Origin of the sequence: Methylobacterium bullatum (genome assembly GCF_014845095.1) — a bacterium.
Taxonomy (GTDB): domain Bacteria; phylum Pseudomonadota; class Alphaproteobacteria; order Rhizobiales; family Beijerinckiaceae; genus Methylobacterium; species Methylobacterium bullatum.
Map to the genome: position 1 here is coordinate 53,668 of NZ_NKUG01000036.1, position 19,761 is coordinate 73,428.

At 67.4% G+C, this 19,761-nt stretch carries 20 protein-coding genes; 14 read left to right on the plus strand and 6 right to left on the minus strand.

Annotated elements, in window-relative coordinates; genetic code table 11:
* The first annotated feature begins 3 nt into the window (after positions 1-3).
* The 12 genes from MBTS_RS04925 (at position 4) to MBTS_RS04980 (ending at position 12,795) form a co-directional block, all read left to right on the plus strand.
* Positions 4-168: a hypothetical protein gene (locus tag MBTS_RS04925; RefSeq protein ID WP_162238932.1), complete on the plus strand. Its 165-nt coding sequence runs from the start codon at positions 4-6 to the stop codon at positions 166-168.
* Between the two features lie 43 nt (positions 169-211).
* A complete protein-coding gene (locus MBTS_RS04930; protein WP_192215203.1) occupies positions 212-826 on the plus strand; it encodes a cytochrome c oxidase assembly protein in 615 nt (204 codons plus the stop codon).
* Positions 827-991: 165 nt separating this feature from the next.
* Positions 992-1,843, plus strand: a complete 852-nt coding sequence (locus MBTS_RS04935) for a cytochrome c oxidase subunit 3 (protein ID WP_018045001.1) — start codon at positions 992-994, stop codon at positions 1,841-1,843.
* Positions 1,844-1,983: 140 nt separating this feature from the next.
* Positions 1,984-2,352, plus strand: a complete 369-nt coding sequence (locus MBTS_RS04940) for a DUF983 domain-containing protein (protein ID WP_026176139.1) — start codon at positions 1,984-1,986, stop codon at positions 2,350-2,352.
* Complete coding sequence (locus MBTS_RS04945; RefSeq protein WP_147829135.1) at positions 2,352-3,128, plus strand: SURF1 family protein; 777 nt, start codon at positions 2,352-2,354, stop codon at positions 3,126-3,128. The genes MBTS_RS04940 and MBTS_RS04945 overlap by 1 nt, the downstream gene beginning before the upstream one ends.
* Before the next feature lie 95 nt (positions 3,129-3,223).
* Complete coding sequence (locus MBTS_RS04950) at positions 3,224-3,646, plus strand: DUF4864 domain-containing protein (protein ID WP_192215204.1); 423 nt, start codon at positions 3,224-3,226, stop codon at positions 3,644-3,646.
* 220 nt (positions 3,647-3,866) lie between these two features.
* Entirely contained in the window at positions 3,867-5,201 is a 1,335-nt protein-coding gene (locus MBTS_RS04955; RefSeq protein WP_192215205.1) for a glycosyltransferase, read from the plus strand.
* A gap of 133 nt (positions 5,202-5,334) precedes the next feature.
* Positions 5,335-6,747 carry a threonine synthase gene (gene thrC / locus MBTS_RS04960; protein ID WP_192215206.1) on the plus strand — a complete coding sequence of 471 codons (1,413 nt, stop codon included), beginning with the start codon at positions 5,335-5,337 and terminating at the stop codon, positions 6,745-6,747.
* 6 nt (positions 6,748-6,753) lie between these two features.
* Entirely contained in the window at positions 6,754-8,049 is a 1,296-nt protein-coding gene (locus tag MBTS_RS04965) for a M16 family metallopeptidase (protein ID WP_056140569.1), read from the plus strand.
* 401 nt (positions 8,050-8,450) lie between these two features.
* A complete protein-coding gene (locus tag MBTS_RS04970) occupies positions 8,451-11,270 on the plus strand; it encodes an EAL domain-containing protein (RefSeq protein WP_238253768.1) in 2,820 nt (939 codons plus the stop codon).
* A 114-nt stretch (positions 11,271-11,384) separates the two neighbouring features.
* Positions 11,385-11,762, plus strand: a complete 378-nt coding sequence (locus MBTS_RS04975) for a hypothetical protein (protein ID WP_018045009.1) — start codon at positions 11,385-11,387, stop codon at positions 11,760-11,762.
* A gap of 76 nt (positions 11,763-11,838) precedes the next feature.
* Positions 11,839-12,795 (plus strand): ferredoxin reductase domain-containing protein, encoded by a 957-nt coding sequence (locus MBTS_RS04980; RefSeq protein ID WP_187273291.1) that lies wholly within the window; start codon positions 11,839-11,841, stop codon positions 12,793-12,795.
* Between the two features lie 126 nt (positions 12,796-12,921).
* Here the strand turns inward: MBTS_RS04980 and MBTS_RS04985 are convergent, their stop codons facing one another.
* The 3 genes from MBTS_RS04985 to MBTS_RS04995 form a co-directional block, all read right to left on the minus strand.
* The gene (locus tag MBTS_RS04985) at positions 12,922-13,635 is read right to left on the minus strand and encodes an RlmE family RNA methyltransferase (RefSeq protein ID WP_056140564.1); all 714 of its coding nucleotides are present in this window, start codon (positions 13,633-13,635) and stop codon (positions 12,922-12,924) included.
* On the minus strand, positions 13,632-14,738 hold the full coding sequence (locus MBTS_RS04990) for a Ppx/GppA phosphatase family protein (RefSeq protein ID WP_026176142.1): 1,107 nt from the start codon (positions 14,736-14,738) through the stop codon (positions 13,632-13,634). The genes MBTS_RS04985 and MBTS_RS04990 overlap by 4 nt, the downstream gene beginning before the upstream one ends.
* Positions 14,739-14,847: 109 nt before the next feature.
* The gene (locus MBTS_RS04995) at positions 14,848-15,318 is read right to left on the minus strand and encodes a response regulator (RefSeq protein WP_018045013.1); all 471 of its coding nucleotides are present in this window, start codon (positions 15,316-15,318) and stop codon (positions 14,848-14,850) included.
* 392 nt (positions 15,319-15,710) lie between these two features.
* Between MBTS_RS04995 and MBTS_RS05000 the strand changes: the two genes are divergently transcribed.
* Both MBTS_RS05000 and MBTS_RS05005 read left to right on the plus strand, forming a co-directional pair.
* Entirely contained in the window at positions 15,711-16,469 is a 759-nt protein-coding gene (locus MBTS_RS05000) for a cold-shock protein (protein WP_018045014.1), read from the plus strand.
* A 174-nt stretch (positions 16,470-16,643) separates the two neighbouring features.
* Positions 16,644-16,910 (plus strand): hypothetical protein, encoded by a 267-nt coding sequence (locus tag MBTS_RS05005; RefSeq protein ID WP_147829127.1) that lies wholly within the window; start codon positions 16,644-16,646, stop codon positions 16,908-16,910.
* Here the strand turns inward: MBTS_RS05005 and lpxB are convergent.
* The 3 genes from lpxB to lpxA are packed head-to-tail and all read right to left on the minus strand — an operon-like array spanning position 16,888 to position 19,759.
* Positions 16,888-18,078, minus strand: coding sequence for a lipid-A-disaccharide synthase (gene lpxB / locus MBTS_RS05010; RefSeq protein ID WP_187273290.1), 1,191 nt, complete (start codon positions 18,076-18,078; stop codon positions 16,888-16,890). The genes MBTS_RS05005 and lpxB overlap by 23 nt on opposite strands.
* Positions 18,075-18,959 carry an LpxI family protein gene (locus tag MBTS_RS05015; RefSeq protein ID WP_192215207.1) on the minus strand — a complete coding sequence of 295 codons (885 nt, stop codon included), beginning with the start codon at positions 18,957-18,959 and terminating at the stop codon, positions 18,075-18,077. The genes lpxB and MBTS_RS05015 overlap by 4 nt, the downstream gene beginning before the upstream one ends.
* Positions 18,956-19,759, minus strand: coding sequence for an acyl-ACP--UDP-N-acetylglucosamine O-acyltransferase (gene lpxA / locus MBTS_RS05020; protein ID WP_018045018.1), 804 nt, complete (start codon positions 19,757-19,759; stop codon positions 18,956-18,958). The genes MBTS_RS05015 and lpxA overlap by 4 nt, the downstream gene beginning before the upstream one ends.
* Positions 19,760-19,761 lie beyond the last annotated feature (2 nt).

The following is a 19,761-nucleotide window of genomic DNA, read 5'->3' on the forward strand; positions in this document are numbered from 1 at the left end:
TCGATGCCGGAGAAATCCACGCCGCCGCGGCGTCTGACGCCCGAGGAGCAGCAGCGCCAGCGCAGGCGCTCGATCGCCATCGCCACGGTGCTGTTCGTCCTCGTGGCCATCTTCTACGCCCTGACCATCGCCAAGCTCGGACCGCAGATCCTCAACCGCCCGCTGTGACCCGATCGACCGGACCGTTCAGCGAAGAGAGTCGGACGTCATCATGACCGACATGCCAACCAAGCGAAGCAGCACGCCGAACCGCACGGCTTCGGTCACCGCCCTCGCCTGTGCGGGTCTGGCTATGGGAATGGTCGGCCTCGCCTTCGCGTCGGCGCCGCTCTACGACATGTTCTGCAAGGCCACCGGCTATGACGGCACGCCGCGGGTCGGGCTCGCTCCCACTCAGGTCGCGATGGACGACAGCATGGTCGTCCATTTCGACACCAATGTCGCGTCGACCCTGCCCTGGCGCTTCGTCGCGGAGACGCCGAAGATCGAGGCGCGTCTGGGCGAGACGAAGACCGTGTTCTTCCGCGTCAAGAACACGGGGACGACCCCCTCGACGGGGATCGCGACCTACAATGTCCAGCCCGGGCTCATGGGCAGCTTCTTCGTGAAGATCCAATGCTTCTGCTTCAACGAGCAGACGTTGCAGCCCGGCGAGACGATGGATTTCCCGGTGGTGTTCTACATCGATCCGGCCGTGCGCGCCGATTCGAACACCGCCCATCTGCAGGAACTGACGCTCTCCTACACCTACTTCGCGTCGAAGAACGGCCAGCCCTCGGCCGCCCTGGCGACGACGGACGGCAAGGGTGCGAAAACCAATTTCTGAGGTCGTCAAATAATTTGGCGGGACGCGTTTTGTACGCGCCAGGTTTTTTGAGGTCTCAAGCGTGACAACACTGCGCCGTCCCGATTAAGGGTTCCGGTGTAGCCGAACGTTCAGAAGGTCAGAGCCGTTCGCGGCATTGGGCCCGGGGTGAGGAGAAGAATTGAGATGGCCGAGGCGCACGCCAAGAATCACGACTTCCATATCTTGAGCCCGAGCCCTTGGCCGCTGTTGGGTGCCTTCTCCGGCTTCCTCATGGCGTTCGGCGCCGTGTTCTGGATGAAGAGCCTGCAGATCGGCACGCTCAGCCCCGGCCCCTACATCTTCGGCGCCGGCACGATCGGTGTGCTCTACGTCATGTTCTCCTGGTGGCGCGACGTCGTCCACGAGGCGAATGCCGGCGACCATACCCGCGTGGTGCAGCTTCACCACCGCTACGGCATGATCATGTTCATCGCCTCCGAGGTGATGTTCTTCGCCGCCTGGTTCTGGGCCTATTTCGAGGCGGCGCTCTACACCGCCGACCCGATCCAGACCACGCGCCTGGATTTCACCGGGGGCACCTGGCCGCCCAAGGGCATCGAGGCGTTCGATCCCTGGCACCTGCCGCTCCTCAACACGCTGATCCTGCTGACCTCCGGCACGACGATCACCTGGGCTCACCACGCCCTGCTGCACAACGACCGCAAGGGCCTGAAATACGGTCTGTGGCTCACGATCATCCTCGGCGTGCTGTTCACGGCCTGCCAGGCCTACGAGTACAGCCACGCGCATTTCGGCTTCTCGGGCAGCATCTACTCGGCGACCTTCTTCATGGCGACGGGCTTCCACGGCGCTCACGTCATCATCGGCACGATCTTCCTCGCGATCTGCCTATACCGGGTCTATCTCGGCCAGTTCACAGTCCAGCAGCATCTCGGCTTCGAGTTCGCCGCTTGGTACTGGCACTTCGTCGATGTGGTCTGGCTGTTCCTGTTCGCGTCGATCTACGTCTGGGGCGCCGGCACGGCGGCTCACTGACACCGGTCCCGCCTCATCGAGGCGAAGCGACACAGGTATGAGAATCAGGGCGGCGCGAGCCGCCCTTTTTCGTGCCATGACTGCCGGGAACCCCATATGGGGCGGACGGCGGACTCGCCCGTCACCGAGGAGCAAGCATCGTGAATCACCCTCGGCCGCTACCGCCGCCAGTTCCCACCGGATTGCGCTGCCGCTGCCCCCGCTGCGGCAAGGGCGCGATGTTCGACGGCTTCCTCACGTTCCGGCCGTCCTGTGAGGTCTGCGGCCTCGACTATTCGAACTTCAATTCCGGCGACGGCCCCGCCTTCTTCGTCATGTCCATCGTCGGCATCGTCGTCGTCGGGCTGGCGCTCTGGCTCGAGATCACCTTCGAGCCGCCGATCTGGGTCCATGCCGTCGTGGCCATCACCCTGTCGGTCGGGCTGAGCCTCGCCCTCGTGCGCCCGTTGAAGGGAATGCTGGCGGCGCTTCAATTCGCCAACAAGGCCGCGGAGGGGCGCTTTCGCTGATGCCCAAGCCTGTTCGTCCGGGCGCCGTGCGGGCGCTTGCGGCGCCCGCCATCGCCTCGCTGATCTGCCTTGCCATCCTGTTGAGCCTCGGCGTCTGGCAGTTGCATCGCAAGGGCGAGAAGGAAGCCCTGATCGGCCGCATCGTCGCTCGCTCGCGCGCCGAGCCCCCTGCCCCTCTCCCGGCCCGAAACGATTGGGATCCGGCGCGGGACGAGTTCGAGCGCGTGCGGGTGACGGGGACGCTGCTGAACGATCAGGAGACCCTGGTCCACGGTCTCGCGGCCGGTGCCGTGCCTGGCAAGGCTCTCCAGGGCTTCTACGTTCTGACACCGTTGAAGCGGGACGATGACGGCAGCCTCGTCATCGTCAACCGGGGTTTCGTGCCCACGGAGTTGAAGGATGCGGCGCGGCGCCAGCCGGGACAGGTCGCCGGATCGGTCACGATCACCGGGATGCTGCGCGGTTCCGAGATACGGACCATGTTCGTGCCGCCGCCGGAGCCCGCCAAGGGAGAGTGGTTCCATCGCGACATCGACGGCATCGCCGCTGCGAGGGGGCTCACCGTGATGCCCTATCTCATCGAGGCGGATGCCACGCCGAACCCCGGCGGCTGGCCCAAGGGCGGACAGCTTCGCGTCGACCTTCCCAACAACCACATGCAATACGCCTTCACATGGTTCGGCATCGCCGCCTGCCTGGTCGGCGTCTTCGGCGTCTTCGCGTGGAAACGTCTCTCGGAAGAACGGGACGGCTCCGCGAGCAACCCGGCCACATAAGGAAGCCGGCAGGGCTCGGGATCCGGGCTCGCTCTTGCCGGCCGGACGCGTCGCGCTATCCTGACGTCGGACATCCCCATCGCGGAGTGTGGTCCATGCGCGCCGTCCTCTCCCTGCTGATCGCCCTCACCTGTCTCGCTTCGGAACCGGCCCGGGCCGCAGACGAAGCGGCGAAGCTCGCAGCCAGGGCGACGGTGGAGCGTCAGATCGAGGCGTTCCGCAAGGACGACGCGGCCACCGCCTATGCCCAGGCCGCCCCGTCGATCCAGGGGATGTTCGCCTCACCGGACACGTTCATCGAGATGGTCCGGAAGGGATACGGTGCCGTCTACCGCGCCCGCAGCTTCAGCATCGATCGTGTCGAGGAGAGCGGCGAGGACGGTCTCAGCCTGGGCATGACGCTGCAGGACGAGAACGGCATCGACTGGACTGCGCTCTACAGCCTCGAAAAGCAGAGCGACGGCACATGGCGGATCAATGGCTGCCGCCTCGTCAAGGCGCCCGGCGACAACGCATAGGTGAGGGCCGGCTGGGATGGTCATGGCCCGGTCTTTCCCGAAGCCTGAAGCTCCCTAAAGAACCCGATCCGCCGGTAGATGCGCCGCGCCCCCTTCGCGGCTAAAGAAGGCCTCAGGAAACCCTCCGTGACGACCGGTCCTCGTACCGAGCGCGACGGCGCGGTGGGAATTTGGTGAGACACGTTCGAGGTCTCGCCGGATCGAGGAGGATGAGGTCGAGATGAGCGGAACACAGCCGGTGGATCCGTATTGGGCGGCACTCCTCGCGTTCCTGGACGAAGACGGCGCGCTCCTTGCCGCCACGGCGGCACCGGACGGGCTCAAGGAGTATCGCCCGGACCTGATCGCCTTCTCGGACCTCGACGACATCCCCTCTGTCCGGCAGGTGGTTTGCCACAAGGGCCTGATCGAGCAGATTCCGGTACGTCTGCTCGCCGCCAGTTTCGGAAGGGCCAAGCTCGCTTTCTCCAACGAGGTATTCGTCGTGTTCCGTCTCGGGCACAGCGAGTCGGACCACGTTCGGTCGTTCGAGATCGATCTCGCCAACCATCTCTCCAGTTCCGATCTCGATGCCGGGCAGCCCGCCGCCCGGCGCAAAGAGGTGACCCGGCCGCTCCTCCGGCGGCCCGTCGCATCCGCGAGAGGCGTGGGCGTGCCCCGCATCGTGGCAGCCCTTCAATCCCCGACGCTCCTCAACAACTGGGCGTCCGCCGGCGGATGGAATCTGGAAGCGGCCAAGCTCGGCGATCATGACGGCTTGGCGGAATCGGCCCTGCTGCAGGTTCCGTCCTGGGACGGGAGCGACGAGAACGTCGCGGCAGTCCTCGTGACCACCCCGCTTCAGCTCGAGGAAGCCAGAACCCATTTGCCCAACGCCGCCCATATCTGGATCATCCACAACGGGCGCGCGGGACTTCTTCCGCCGAAGCTCATCGACGAGGTGGATGGCGTCATCACCTTGTCCCGCAAGGTCCTCGCCCTTCAACGCACCCATCATCCGGCGTTGCTGCACAAACCGTCCTGGGTGATCGCCCCCTGGTACGAGCCCGAGCGGCGTTACCGATGGAGCGCGGACCGCGCCTGGACGATGAAATCGCGGCCGAACACGCGCGATCGCTACGACTTGGCGCTGACCCATCAGGTCATCGAACTGGCCAAGCGGCGATCCGTCGACATCGTCATGTACGGACAGGACACGGTGGGAGGCTTTCTCGACGGGCGCGCCAAGGACGAGTTGCAGAGCTCGTGTTCGTGCTACGTCAGTCCCCTGCCGCCCTGGGCGGGGTTCGGCCTGGCGCAGCACGAGTGCCTGTCGGGCGGCGTTCCGCTGGCGGGCCTGCTTTGGGGCGACTTGAAAGAGGACCTTCCGGCCCCGTATCCGGCTCTCACCGAGACGCTGGACGATCTGGCCGAGACCATACGGCGGCTCTGCACCGAGGAAGCCCATGCCGAGGCGGTGTCTGAGGCGGGGCTGGACTACATCGCTCAGGCGCGAACGAAGTCTCGGACGGAGCGGGCGATCGAAAGGTTCCTCGACGAGGTCGGCGGAGCTTGATCGATTCGGTCTTCGCGGAAACGGCGCCGCTTCATTCATCTATCGGCGAAGCGTGATCCCGGACGTCGGCAATTTCCGGCTTTCGACAGCGCCATCCACTTCGTGTAGACCGGCCCCCTTCCCGGAGGCCCCTTTGCTACACGTTTCGACCCGCGGCGCCGCGGCGCCCCTCAGCTTTTCCGATGCTCTCCTCGCCGGCCTCGCCCGCGACGGCGGTCTGTACCTGCCCGAGAGTTGGCCGCAGATTTCCCGTGACGAGATCGCCGGGCTCGCCGGACAGCGCTACGCCGACGCGGCCAAGCTCGTCCTGCGGCCGCTGATCGACGGCGAGATCGCGGATGCCGATCTCGACCGGATGATCGAGGACTCCTACGCCACCTTCCGCCACCCGGCGGTGTGTCCGCTGGTGCAGCTCGACGACAACCTGTTCCTGCTGGAGCTCTTCCACGGTCCGACGCTGGCGTTCAAGGACGTGGCGATGCAGCTCCTCGGCCGGCTGATGGACCACGTCCTGCGGTCCCGCCGCTCCCGCGCCACCATCGTCGGCGCCACCTCCGGCGATACCGGCAGCGCCGCCGTCGAGGCCTTCCGAGGGCTCGATCAGGTCGACATCTTCATCCTGTTCCCGCATGGCCGCGTCTCCGAGGTGCAGCGCCGCCAGATGACGTCGGTGGGCGCGGACAATGTCCACGCCATCGCCATCGACGGCAATTTCGACGATTGCCAGAACATCGTCAAAGCTTTGTTCCAGCACGCGGATTTCGCCGACGAGCTGCGGCTTTCCGGCGTCAACTCGATCAACTGGGCGCGGGTCGCCGCTCAGGCGGTCTATTACTTCACCAGCGCCGTGGCCCTGGGCGCACCGCACCGCCCCGTCTCCTTCTCGGTGCCGACGGGCAATTTCGGCGACATCCTCGCCGGGTGGGTCGCCAAGCGCATGGGCCTGCCCATCGAGCGCCTGATGATCGGCACCAACGCCAACGACATCCTGGCCCGCACCCTGGAGCATGGCGCCTACGAGGTTCGCGGCGTCCAGCCGACCACCTCGCCCTCCATGGACATCCAGATCTCCTCGAATTTCGAGCGCCTGCTGTTCGAGGCCCTGGGCCGCGACGCGTCGAGCCTGTCGCGACTGATGGCCGGTCTCAAGCAATCGGGCGGCTTCCACCTCGACGAGGCGGTCCTCAAGGCCGTCCGTGACGAGTTCGATGCCGCCTCGGTCCCGGAAGAAGCCGTCATCGCCGAAATCGCGCGGGTCCACCGGGAGATCGGCATGGTCATCGACCCGCATACCGCCATCGGCGTTCATGCCGGCCGGCGCCTTCTGGAGAAAGACGGTAAGACCCCCGTCGTCGCCCTGGCCACCGCACATCCGGCGAAGTTTCCGGATGCGGTCGCACAGGCGACGGGGGGCCATCGCCCGGCCCTGCCGCCGCACCTCGCCGATCTGCTGGATCGGAAGGAGCGTTTCATCCGCGTCGCCAACGATCAGGCGGCGGTGGAAGCTTTCATCCGCGCACATTCACGCATCACGGCGGGGAACTGAGAACCCATGAACCAGCATTTCGCGACCCATGGCGCTTCTCCCGGCCTGAAGGTGTCCCGCCTCTCCAACGGCATCACCGTCACCACGGAGACGATGCCCGGTGTCGCCACCGCGACCCTGGGCGTCTGGGTTGGCGCCGGGTCGCGCCACGAGAGGCCCGACGAGGGCGGCCTCAGCCACCTCATCGAGCACATGGCGTTCAAGGGGACCGAGACCCGCTCGGCCCGCCGGATCGCCGAGGACATCGAGAATGTCGGCGGCGACATCAATGCCGCCACCAGCGCCGAGGGTACGAGCTACACCGCACGCGTGCTCGGCGAGGATGCCGGCGTCGCCCTGGACGTCATCGGCGACATCCTGACCCGCTCGGTCTTCGACGCGGGTGAACTCGCTCGCGAGAAGGGCGTGATCCTGCAGGAATACGCCGCCATCGAGGATACGCCCGACGACGTGGTCTACGAGGCCTTCACCGCGGCGGCGTTTCCGGACCAGCCGATCGGCCGTCCGATCATCGGCACGCCGCAGACCATCGCGAGCTTCGACCGCGACGCCATCGAAGCCTATCTCGCCCGCGAATACACCCCGGACCGCATCGTCGTGGCCGCAGCGGGCGCCATCTCGCACGAGGCCATCGTCGAGGCGGCCGAGCATCATTTCGGCGGGATGCCGGCGACGGTCGCCCCGGACATGGTCCCCGGCACCTATGTCGGCGGCGAGAAGCGGATCCAGAAGAAGCTCGAACAGGCCAATCTCGTGCTGGGCCTGCCCGGCCTCTCGTTTCGCGACGAAGGCTATTACGCCCTCCACATGTTCGCGCAGGTGCTCGGCGGCGGTCTCACCTCGCGGCTCTGGCACGAGGTGCGCGAGACCCGCGGCCTCGCCTACGAGATTCAGGCGTTCCACTGGTCCTTCGTCGATTGCGGCCTGTTCGGCATCGGCGCCGGCACGTCCGGCTCGGATCTCGCCGAACTCGTCGACGTGACCCTGGCCGCCACGGCCAAGGCGGCGCGCGATGCCGATTCCGTGGAGGTCGCCCGCGCCAAGGCGCAGGTGAAGGTGGCACTCCTGTCGGCCCTGGAGACCCCCGGCGGCCGGATCGAGCGCAATGCCCGCCAGATGCTCGCCTGGGGCCGGGTGATCCCGCCTCAGGAAGTCATCGCCAAGATCGATGCCGTCACGGTGGATGACGTCAGGGCGGCGGGATTGCGCCTGCTCTCGGGCGCTCCGACGCTCGCGGCGATCGGCCCGATCAAGAAGCTCCCGTCCCTGGAAAAGATGACGGGCGTGCTGCGGGCGAATTGAGGGGCGCCGCCGGCCGGGCGGCTCGGCGTCGAGGATAAGGCTTTCGACGACCGACCGAACGCCCGGCAAAGGGTCGTGGGTATGATCTCATACCGGCGATTGTCGCCCCTGGGAGCAATCCGGGCGTACGCCTCCACGTTTCAGAAGTGTGTCCGGCTTGTTTTGGCCGCAAAAGGACGCGATCCAAAACGTCTCGGCGCTACGCCAAGAAGCAGTGGGTGCCGCGATTGCGGGCAAGCCGCTCGCCTTGTCCGTGGACCCCCCCGCCGGTACGACTGGGCCACAAGCTGAGCCGTATTCCTCGTCAGTGCCCGCCCGGCCGGAACACTCGCCCGTTGCGCAGATCTTTCCTCGTCCTCACCGCCTTCGTCTCGCTCCTGATCGGCTTCCTCGGAACGGGGATGCCGGCTTCGGCCGTGGAAGCCGTGCGCGTGACCCTCGACGCTCCGGCGATCGATCTGACGCCGATGATCGAGCGCTATCGCTCGGACGGCGACCTGATCCAGATCTCCACCGCCCCCGGCAAAGACGGCATCGTCCGGCGCATCGTGGTGAAGGCCCGCGACAGCGGCGCGCGGCCCGACTGGATGGTCTTCGCGCTCACCAACGACACCGACGAGCAGGTCGACCGGGTCCTCGTGGCGCCCCATTTCCGTCTCGTCGGCTCGGGCGTGATCTGGCCGGATCTCGGCGGCTCGCGCATCGCGGCGATCACGGCGAGCCAGGGCATCAGACCCGAGCGGGACGAGAACCCGGAAGCCGACCAGTTCGTGATCACCCTCGATCCCGGCGCCACCGTCACCTTCGTCGCCGAGCTGAACGGGCCGAACGTGCCGCAGGTCTATCTCTGGGACCAGGAAGCCTACCGCAAGAAATCCACCGGCCTGACGCTCTACAAGGGCATCATCATCGGCATCGCCGGCCTTCTCGCCCTGTTCCTCACGATCATCTTCGTGGTGAAGGGCGCGATCATCTTCCCCGCGGCCGCAGCCCTCGCCTGGGCGGTGCTCGCCTATGCGTGCATCGATTTCGGGTTCCTGCAGCGGGTCTTTCCCGTCACCGAAGTGGCCGAGCGGGTCTACCGGGCCTCCGCCGAGGCGGTGCTGGGGGCGACGCTCCTCGTCTTCCTGTTCGCCTATCTCAACCTGAGCCGCTGGCATGTGCGCTACGGCCATGTGGCCTTCTTCTGGCTCGCGTTCCTGGCCGGCCTCGTGGGCCTGGCGGTGTTCGACCCGCCGGTGGCGGCGGGCGTCGCCCGCATCTCCATCGCCGCCGTCGCCGGCGTCGGCCTGCTGCTGATCGTCTATCTGGCCATCCATAACGGCTACGACCGGGCGATCCTGCTGGTGCCGACCTGGTTCCTGCTCCTCGTCTGGGTCGTGGCCGCGGGCTTCGCCATCACCGGCCAGATCGGCAGCGACCTCGTCCAGCCGGCGCTCATCGGAGGCCTCGTCCTCATCGTCATGCTCATCGGCTTCACGGTGATGCAGCACGCCTTCACCGGGGGCGGGATGACCCATTCCCTGGTCTCGGACACCGAACGGCGTGCCCTGGCCCTGACCGGCGCCGGCGACGTGGTCTTCGACTGGGACGTGCCGGCCGACCGGGTCTTCGCCGGACAGGAGATCGAGAACCAGCTCGGCCTCAAGCGCGGCACCCTCGAGGGGCCGGCCTCGAACTGGCTCGGCCTCGTCCACCCCTTCGACGTGGACCGATACTCGGCCGCCCTGGACACGGTGATCGAGGAACGGCGCGGCCGCATCGTCCACGATTTCCGCCTGCGCTCCACCGAAGGCCTCTATGTCTGGTACCGGCTGAAGGCCCGGCCGGTGATCGGACCGGACGGTGAGGTCATCCGCATCGTCGGCACCATCTCGGACGTTACCGAGGTGAAGACGGCCGAGGAGCGTCTGCTCTACGACGCGATCCACGACAGCCTCACCGGCCTGCCCAACCGCGAATTGTTCAACGACCGCCTCGACGCCGCCCTCGCCTTCGCGAGCCAGGACGCGCGCCTCAAACCGACGACGATCCTCCTCGACGTCGACCGGTTCAAGGCGATCAACGACGCCATCGGTCTTTCGGCGGGCGATTCGATCCTGCTCACCCTGTCGCGCCGTCTCGGCCGGCTTCTACGCCCGCAGGATTCCCTGGCCCGCATCGCAGGCGACGAGTTCGGACTGATCCTGCTCTCGGAGCGCGAGCCGGACCGCATCCTCGCCTTCACGGACATGATCCGCCGGGCCATCGCCACGCCGATCACCTATGCCGACCGCGAGATCTTCCTCACCGTCTCCATCGGCATCGTCCTGCACGAGGCCGGTGCCGCCCTGAAGCGCGAGGACGTGTTCAAGAACGCCGAGATCGCGATGATCCAGGCCAAGCGCAACGGCGGCGACCGCACCGAAGTGTTCCGCGCCTCCATGCGCAACGAACGCAGCGACCGGCTGATGCTCGAAGCCGACCTGCGCCGCGCCCTGGACCGCAACGAGATGAAGGTGCTGTTCCAGCCCGTCGTCCGCCTTGAGGACCGCACGGTAGCGGGGTTCGAGACGGTCCTGCGCTGGGACCACCCCAAGCTCGGCCGCATTCCGCATTCCACCTTCATGCCCATCGCCGAGGAGAGCGGTTTCGTCGTCAATCTCGGCATCTTCGCCCTGGAGCGCACGGCCCTCGAACTCGCCGCCTGGCAGCGCTCCCTCGACGTCGATCCGCCGATCTTCGCCTGCGTGAACGTGTCCTCGCGGCAGATCCTCCGGCACGACCTGCTTCACGACGTGAAGACGATCCTGGCCCGCTCTGGCGTACTTCCCGGTTCGCTCAAGCTCGAACTCGGCGAAGGGCTGGTGATGGAGAACCCGGAATACGCGGCTCAGATGCTGAGCCGCATCCACGATCTCGGGGCGGGCCTCTCGCTGGACGATTTCGGCACCGGCTACTCGGCCCTGTCCTATCTCCAGCGGTTCCCGTTCGACACGATCAAGATCGACCCGAGTTTCGTGCGCCAGATGGCGGCCGGGCACTCGGTGATGCTGCGCTCCATCGTCAAGATGGCCCAGGAACTCGGCCTCGCGATCATCGCCGACGGCGCCGAGAACGAAACCGATGCGCAGGCCCTGGCCGAGTTCGGCTGCGAATACGCGCAAGGTCCTGCCTTCGGCGATCCGATGTCGATGCTCCAGGCCCGCCAGCTGGTCGGCGCGGCACCGGAAGCGGCCTGATCGCCAAACCGCGACGGTTGAATTAAACCTCCCTTAACCATGATCGCTCATCGTGACGGTCGAGATGGATCGAGCGGCGCGGCACGGTCTGCCGTTCGACAGGAGGCGGGCGTGATGGCCGAAGCGGCATTGCGATTAGGTGATGAATTCGGCCCGGGCGAGGATTTCGGCTCGGATATCGTGAAGCGCCTCATGGCGCGCCCGATCCGCACCGGCGCCGCGCGGAAGCGCGTGGACATCGCTCCGGTGACATTGCCGGTGGAGCCGCGGGCGGAGGTGGCCGAGGAGGCCGCACCGTCCGACGACCTGGCGCGGCTGCGCTCCGAGATCATGGTGATGAAGGCGGTCCTGCGCGCCGAGCGGGAAGAAGCCGCCAGCGTCCGTGCCAGCGTCGAGCGTCTCGCCGGGCCGGCACCGCTCTCGCCGGAAGCCTGCGCGGTGCGCGACCGCTGGGCCGCTCTCGTGGATCAGTTGCTCGACGGACACCGGTGAGGTCTCCGCCATCGGCCGGCGCGCGTCATCCGACGCCGGCTTCCTTTCGACTTCTCTCACCATTCGAGGCTCGACCATGAGCGCGCGCTGCTCGCTTGTCGTCAACGGCAAGGCCGTGCGGGTCTCGACCGGCGATACGCCGCTCGAAGCCGCCCTTGCCGACGGCGTGATCGCCCCCACCACCGGCCTGCACGGGTCACATCTCCTCGGCCAGGGCGCCAGCCCGTCGTCGCGCCGCGCCCAGGCCCGCCTGCACCGGGCAGAGCCCGTCAAGCTCTCCACGCCCCGCCCGTCCAAGGCGGCCGAGAGCCTTGTCTTCGCCGAGGTGAAGCCGGCCGCCCAGGCGCGCCGGGTCGGCACCGTCACGCAGATCGTTCCCCTCGGCGCCCATGTGGTCGAGGTCGTGGTCACGATCACGCGCCGTCTCGACATCGAGCCCGGTCACCAGGTCACCGCCGCGTTCGAAGGGTTCGACCCGATCGACGTGAGCCCGACCCTGCGCCTCGACGGCACGACGGAGCTCAACGAACTCGTCTTCCACCTGCGTCTCGGACATGCCTGCGACGCGGTCGCCCATGCCCTCGGCGAGGAGATCCTTCTCGGGCATCCGGTCAAGATCAAGGGTCCGGTCGGTCGCGGCTATTATCGTCCCGGCGGCGGTCGTCTTCTCCTCGTCGGCCGCGAGACCGGCTTCGCGCCGATCTGGGCGATCGCCCGGGCGGCGCGCTACATCGAGCCACAGCGCGAGATCGTGGTGGTGATCGGGGCGAGCGACCCCCTCGACCTCTACATGCGCCCGTCGCTCGACTGGCTCAGGGCCACGGGAGTCTCACGGATCACCCTCGTCGCCGACAGGACGCGGCAGCGCCCCCCGGATGTTCGTCCGGGCCCCCTCACCGCACACCTCACCGGCCTGAAGACCACCGACGTCGTGCATGTGGCGGGTGACGCCTCCACCGTGGGCGCGGTCGAGGTCCTGGCAGCGGGTGCCGGCGCGCGATGCTACCCGATCCTGATCCCGCCGGGACTCTGACCGCGACGGCTCATACCGGGCGGCGCAGATCCCAACCGCCGGTCGACATCGGCTCGCCCGGCGAACGGTCGCCGCCCTGCGATCAAACCGGCAGACGGCCATGAGAGCCCTCATTGCCATCCGCTGTCAGGCGTCGTCCTCGGCAGTTTCGGCGACGGCTCCGCGAAACCCGGTCGCCAGCACGTAGAGTTCGCTCGAATCGGCGCGGCTCGCCGAGGGCTTCACGTGGCGCACCAGGGTGAAGTCGCGTTTCAGGTCGGCGAGGAGCGTGCCCTCCGTCCCGCCCTGGAAGACCTTGGCGAGATAGGTGCCGCCCGGCGCCAACACCTCGCGGGCGAATTCGGCGGCGGTCTCGGCGAGGCCGATGATGCGCAAATGGTCTGTCTGCTTGTGGCCGGTCGTGTTCGCCGCCATGTCGGACATGACGATATCGGCCTGCCCGCCGAGAAGATCGATCAGCCGCTTCGGGGCGTCGGGATCGAGGAAGTCGAGGGTGATGAACTCGACGCCGACCATCGGCTCGATCTCGAGCAGATCGATGCCGACGATCCGCCCGCTCGGCCCGACGATCTTGGCGGCGACCTGGGACCAGCCGCCGGGTGCGGCCCCCAGATCGATGATCTTCTGGTTCGGCTTCAGGATCTTGAAGCGCTCGTCGATCTCGAGAAGCTTGAAGGCCGCGCGGGAACGGTATCCCTCGCGCTTGGCCCGCGCCACGTAGGGATCGTTGAGCTGCCGTTCGAGCCAGCGCTTCTGAGAGGCGGTACGGCCCCGCCCCGTCTTGACCCGCTGCTTGAGATCGCCCCGCAACCCGCCGCCCGCACCACGCCTGTCGGTCAACGGTAGCCTCCGCGGCGCCAGACGCCGTCTTCGCGCATCATGTTCATCAAAAGACCTTCGCGCAGCCCCCGGTCGGCGATGCGTAGCCGTTCGGAGGGGAATGCCCGGCGGATCGCTTCCAGGATGGCGCAACCCGCGAGCACGAGATCGGCCCGATCACGGCCGATGCAGGGATTGTCTGCCCTCTGGTCGAGGCGCGTGTCGAGCAGATCGTCGATGGCGTCGCTGACTTCGCCGTCGCTCATCCACAAGCCATCGACGCGGCGGCGCTCGTAGCGTGCCAGTCGCAGATGCATGGCGGCCAGCGTCGTCACCGTTCCGGACGTGCCGAGGAGATGGAAATGCCGGGCATTGGCCGCCGGCGCGGCGCGGATGGCAAAGCGCGACAGCATGTCGGCCACCTCCTCCACCATGCCCTCGAACGTCAGGCGGGTGACATCGGCAGTTCCGTGCCGCTCGGCCAGGGTGACCACCCCGACGGGGAGGGAATCCCAGGCGCGGATCCGTAAAGTGGGGTCCGCCGAAGGGTTGGTGGCCGCGCCGTCGAGCCAGGCGATCTCGGTGGAGCCGCCGCCGATATCGAAGATGACAACCGATTCCGAATAGGGGTCGGCCAGGGCGGCGCAGCCGGTGACGGCGAGGTAGGCCTCGGTCTGCCGGTCGACGATTTCGAGATCGAGCCCCACCTCGTCGCGCACGCGCGCCACGAAATCCGCCCCGTTGACAGCAAGCCGGCACGCTTCCGTGGCGATGATCTTGGCACGGGCGACGCCGCGTGATTCCATCTTGGCGCGGCAGACGCGCAGAGCCTCCAGCGTGCGCTCCACGGCGGCTTCGCTGAGACGGTCGGACGTCCCCAGCCCTTCGCCGAGCCGGACGATGCGCGAGAAGGCATCGACCACGCGAAAGCCGTGGGACGCAGGCTCGGCGATCAGAAGGCGGCAATTGTTCGTGCCGAGGTCGAGGGCGGCGTAAGCATTGCGCCGTCCGGGCCGGTAACCCACCACGGGCGACCGAGCCGCATCCGGCAAGGCGGGAGCGCTCGGTGAAGACGGGCCAGCCATAGGGCGGGCCGGCATCATGGCGGCGCTCTCTTCCCTCATCGGCCTAGCCGGCATCCTCGATCGTGGCCCGACCGGGTAGGTCGACCGTCATGCGATAAGAAGCCTACAGGCCTTGGGCGTCAGTGCAAAGCCTCGATCTATGATCGGCTTAGAGAGCTTTGCCGGCTGCCGTCATTCTCGGCACCGGACGCAGGAGGCTCTTCACCTGGGAGAACGGCCGGGGCCGGTTGATGACTTCGTCCAGGCGCGACCACAGGGTCTTGGGCGAGAACGGTTTGGCGATGATCTCGTTGACCCCGAGGGAGATGGCACGGTCGACGACGTTGCGGCGGGGCTGCGCCAGCATCAGGATGATCGGCACGGTGGGCGACGGCGACGTGGTGGGCGTGCGGGCGAGGCGGATGAACTCCTCGCCGGACAGGATGGCGAGGTCCCAGTCGATGATCGTGATGTCCGGCTTGCTCTCGGCCAGCACACCCAGCGCCTCGGCACCGTCCGGCGCTTCGAGGACGCGTTTGATTCCCACGCGCATCAGCATGTCGCGAACGATTCGGCGAATATAGAGGCTCTCGTCCACGACGAGGGCCGAAAGATCCGGAAATGACGGGGTTGCGATCATCGGCCAGGGGTTCCGGGCCACCGGCTTTCGCAGGCGCCTGTGCGCATCCTAGCGGCCATCGATGTGCATTTTCCTAACGCGATCAGGAAAAATTGGGAACGCGAAGTCGTTCATCCGCATGGCGTTTGCGCATCCTGTACGCAATGGCCTCCTGTCGGAAAGGCAGGCCTGAGACGGAACGGAGTACGTAATCTGTCGCAGGAAATCCGCGGAACCTTGCAGAGTCCGGCGAGAAGCACCTTGCGAGAGAGCCAAGATTCAGTCAGGACTAAGGCGTTATTCTTGGTCACCGCTGCTGAGAGTGATGATAGTGTGGTGCAGTGCCCGTCTGGGACGGCGCGCACCCGGTATTCAAAGACAGATGGTCGGCGGACGGTTTTTGCGAGCTTTCGATGGGACGTGGTCGTGATTTCAGGGGGCCGCAGAAGCGCGGCTTCGATGAGGGTGGTGCCGAGCCTCGCTGGCCGGATCAGGCACCCCCGAGCGGTGGCTTCGGCGGTGGATATGGCGGTGGCGGCGGCGGTTTCGATCGTGGTCCGGCCCGTGCTGCAGCCGCTCCCTCTGGACCGGAGCGTGACGCGACGGTCAAGTGGTTCAATAAGGAGAAGGGCTTCGGCTTCGTCGAACTGGCTGACGGTTCCGGCGACGCGTTCCTTCACATCCGCGCAGTCGAGGCTGCGGGCCATGCCGATCTGCTTCCCGGCACGCGCCTGACCGTCCACACCGCGCAGGGCCAAAAGGGTCCGCAGGTCACGGACGTGACCAGCGTCGACACCTCGACGGCCGAGGCCGAGGCCCCGCGTCGTGCGCCCGCACCCCGCGCCGGTGGTTTCGGTGGTGGTGATCGCTTCAGCGGCGGTGGCGGCAGCTACGGTGGCGGCAACGATCGCTTCGGCGGTGGTGCTGGCGGCGGTGGCGGTCGTTTCGCCAGCGGTCCGTCGGTCGAGATGAGCGGCACCGTGAAGTGGTACGACCCGGCCAAGGGCTTCGGCTTCGTCTCCGTCAATGACGGCGGCAAGGACGTGTTCGTGCACCGCTCGGCCCTGTCGCGCGCCGGACTCGAGTCCCTCGCCGAAGGCCAGCAGGTCACCCTCAGCGTGATCGACGGCCAGAAGGGCCGCGAGGCTCAGAGCATCAACGCAGATTACTGATCGGTGAGAGAGCTTTCGGGTCAGACCGCGGTTACGCGGCCTTGCCCACGGAGAGACGAATCAGCGGCGGCCTTCGGGTCGCCGTTTTTCGTATCCAGCATCCTCGGGGGAAACCCTATGACGGTCTCCGAACGAAACGATCCGAAGGGACGATGCCGGGTGCCGGGAACAGCGATGCGTACCGTCTTCATGACGATGAGCCTGTGCCTGCCGACGGCTTTCGCGGTTCCAGCGCAGGCCGAGGATTTCACCGGCTTCTATGCGGGCGTGAATGCCGGCTACGCGTTCGGACGCGACGAGGCAGCGCGAACACCGGATATGCCGTCCCTGTCCTCGACACGCGGGGCGGACGACCGGGCCCTCCCGCCCAGCGCCCTCCAGGCCTCGGAAGTCATGCGGGGCGCGAGACCGAAAGCGCTTACGTCGACGACGGTCCGCTGACCGCGGGGCGAGCCGCCGACAGCACGATTCTCGCTGCCTTGCGGCTCGGCTCGTCATCGCCCGCGAGGCGCATCGAGCCGTCGATGCGTTGAAGCGAGCGCACCTGCGCGTCACGCGCCGCGCCGCCCTTGAGGAGCGGAAGCAGGGCCTCGCCCAGGCGGCCGGGGGTGCATTCGGCCTGAATGAATTCGGGCATGGCATTCTCGCCGAGGATCAGATTCGGCAGCACGATGGTCGGCACCTGGATCAGCCGCCGCGCCACGGCCTCCTCCAGGCGCGAGACCTTGTAGGCGACGACCATTGGCACACCGGCCAGGGCGAGTTCGAGGGTGACCGTGCCCGAGGCCGCCAGGGCCGCGCGGGACCGCCGGAAGGCCGCGTATTTCGCCGCCTCGCCATGCACGATCGTCACAGGGCGGGACCAGGAAAGAGCCAATCGCTCGATCATGGCGCGATGGCGTGTGACCGCCGGGAGCACGGCGTCGATAGGCCCGTATCGCTGCACGAGAAGGTCCAGGGTGGCACCGAAGACCGGCATCAGCCGCTCGATCTCGGAGCGGCGCGAGCCCGGCAGGATCACGAGGGTCGGCGGCGTCCCCTCCCGCGCCGCCGCCTCCGCGGAATCCGGGCGCAGCTCGGCCAGACGCTCGATGAGCGGATGCCCGACATAGGTGCAGTCCGGGCCGCCGAGCCGGCGATGCGCCTCCGGTTCGAAGGGCAGGAGCGCCAGGACGTGGTCGATGAACGGCCGCATCTTCGCCGCACGCCAAGGCCTCCACGCCCAGACGCTGGGAGAGACGTAATCGACGATGGGCAGATCGGGCAGGCGCTTTCGCACCCGCGAGGCGACCGCATGGGTGAAACCGGGACTGTCGATGATGACGAGGACGTCCGGGCGCGCTTCGACGATGTCCCGCACCGTCTGGCGAATGCGGCGCAGAAGGGTGCGCAGGCGGGCCGCCACGGGCAGGTAGCCCATCACCGCCACGTCATCGAGGGGAAACAGGGAGAGGAAGCCCTGCGCGGCCATGGCCTCGCCGCCGACCCCACCGAACGTCACCTGCCCGTCGGAGAGGTCCGACAACGCCCGCATGAGCTTGGCGCCGAGCTGATCGCCAGAATCCTCGCCGGCAACGAGCCAGATTCGTCTGGACGGATGCATGGTCATGCCTCAATCCGCAAACCGATGAGGAACAGGCCCGCACGGTCGGCCTCGGCCACCGTGGCGTCCCTGTCGATGATGAGGGTGTAGCCCGCCTGGATGGCGATGCCGGCGCAGCCCGCCGCTGCGGCGGCCTTCACCGTGCGCGGACCGATGGCCGGCAGGTCGACCCGCAGATCCTGGCCGGTCTTGGCGAGTTTCACCAACACGGTACCGGGCTGAGCCGTGCCCAATCCGAACGGCTTGCGCCCGAGGGCACGCGCGCGGGCGAGCATCCGGTCGGTGCCCTCCGGCCCCTCCACCGCCAGCGCGCGCTGGGCCGCGACGACGATCGCCTGGCCGACATCGTAGGCGGCCAATGCCGCGAGGATGCCGCAACCCGTGGCGATGGAGGCCCGCGCCGCGAGATCCGGCGCGAGGCGCCCGAGCTGCCCCTCTGGACTCAGCAGGTCCGGCGCCACGTCGTGGATGCCGACGACGCGGTGGCCGTTATCCTCCAGAAGGACGAGGGCGCCCCGCAGCAGCCGGTCGTCCCCTCCCCCCGAAATGGCCCGGAGCGCATCGCGATTCCGCAAGGCCGCCGCCGCGTTGAGGATGGCGGCGGGGTTGGGCCGCGAGACTCCGCCCACCGGTATGACGCAGGCCGGCCCCCAGGCCTCGAGGATCTGCAACGCACCGGCGATGTCGAGGAGATCGACCGTGGCCTCGGCGCGTGCGCGCATCGGGCGTTCGGCGAAACCACGGATGGCGAGCACCCGGAACGGGCGTCCCGACCTATCGAGGGATTCGGCCACGAGTTCGGGGAGCCGCCCCGCGCCGGCGACCAGAACCAGACGCTCCTCCGGATGGGGATCGACAAGAGAGGTCGGCTGGAGAGAGGCGGTCAAGCCGAGCCCGGATTCTCGCGCGGGGTGCAGATCGAGCGTTTACCGCCCACGCGGATGAAGGCGATGATCTCGGCCACGGCACGATGCGCCTCGAACTCCGCCGCCACGTCCTCCACACGCTCCATCAGGGTGCCCTCCTGGGCAAAGAGCAGGCGATAGGCCCGGCGCAGGGCATGGATATCCTCGCGGGCGAAACCCCGGCGCTGCAGGCCGATGATGTTGAGGCCCGAGAGATAAGCGCGGTTGCCGAGCGCCATGCCGTAGGGAATGCAATCGTTCTCCAACCCCGAGAGGCCGCCGACGAAGGCATGGGCCCCGACGCGGGCGAACTGGATCACGGCGGCTCCACCACCGAGAATCGCATAGTCGCCGACGCTGCAATGGCCGGCGAGCATGACGTTGTTGGAGAAGACGACCCCATCGCCCACCCGGCAATCGTGCCCCACATGGGAATTGGCAAGAAAGGTGCACTTGTCGCCGACGACCGTCTCGAGGCCGCCGCCGGCCGTGCCGGGATTCATCGTGACGCCTTCGCGAATCAGGCAGTCGGCCCCGATAGTCAGCGTCGACGCCTCGCCGCGAAACTTCAGATCCTGCGGTGGATGACCGATGGACGAGAAGGGGTAGAGCTTGGTGCGGGGACCGATTCCGGTGCGTCCGGCGACGACCACGTGACTGACGAGCTCGCAGCCCTCGCCCAGGACGACCTCCGGCCCGACATGGCAGAAGGGGCCGATCCGCACGCCTTCGCCGATCGTGGCCCCGTCTTCGATGACGGAGCTCGGATGGATCTCGGCCAATG

Coding starts and splice junctions, on each gene's coding strand:
- MBTS_RS04965 (WP_056140569.1), top strand. CDS start 6,754: ATGAACCAGCATTTCGCGACCCATGGCGCTTCTCCCGGCCTGAAGGTG.
- MBTS_RS04980 (WP_187273291.1), top strand. CDS start 11,839: ATGAGCGCGCGCTGCTCGCTTGTCGTCAACGGCAAGGCCGTGCGGGTC.
- MBTS_RS04975 (WP_018045009.1), top strand. CDS start 11,385: ATGGCCGAAGCGGCATTGCGATTAGGTGATGAATTCGGCCCGGGCGAG.
- lpxB (WP_187273290.1), bottom strand. CDS start 18,078: ATGACCATGCATCCGTCCAGACGAATCTGGCTCGTTGCCGGCGAGGAT.
- MBTS_RS04925 (WP_162238932.1), top strand. CDS start 4: ATGCCGGAGAAATCCACGCCGCCGCGGCGTCTGACGCCCGAGGAGCAG.
- MBTS_RS05000 (WP_018045014.1), top strand. CDS start 15,711: ATGGGACGTGGTCGTGATTTCAGGGGGCCGCAGAAGCGCGGCTTCGAT.
- MBTS_RS05005 (WP_147829127.1), top strand. CDS start 16,644: ATGCGTACCGTCTTCATGACGATGAGCCTGTGCCTGCCGACGGCTTTC.
- MBTS_RS04970 (WP_238253768.1), top strand. CDS start 8,451: ATGCCGGCTTCGGCCGTGGAAGCCGTGCGCGTGACCCTCGACGCTCCG.
- MBTS_RS04935 (WP_018045001.1), top strand. CDS start 992: ATGGCCGAGGCGCACGCCAAGAATCACGACTTCCATATCTTGAGCCCG.
- MBTS_RS04945 (WP_147829135.1), top strand. CDS start 2,352: ATGCCCAAGCCTGTTCGTCCGGGCGCCGTGCGGGCGCTTGCGGCGCCC.
- MBTS_RS04930 (WP_192215203.1), top strand. CDS start 212: ATGACCGACATGCCAACCAAGCGAAGCAGCACGCCGAACCGCACGGCT.
- MBTS_RS04955 (WP_192215205.1), top strand. CDS start 3,867: ATGAGCGGAACACAGCCGGTGGATCCGTATTGGGCGGCACTCCTCGCG.
- MBTS_RS04950 (WP_192215204.1), top strand. CDS start 3,224: ATGCGCGCCGTCCTCTCCCTGCTGATCGCCCTCACCTGTCTCGCTTCG.
- MBTS_RS04990 (WP_026176142.1), bottom strand. CDS start 14,738: ATGAGGGAAGAGAGCGCCGCCATGATGCCGGCCCGCCCTATGGCTGGC.
- MBTS_RS04995 (WP_018045013.1), bottom strand. CDS start 15,318: ATGATCGCAACCCCGTCATTTCCGGATCTTTCGGCCCTCGTCGTGGAC.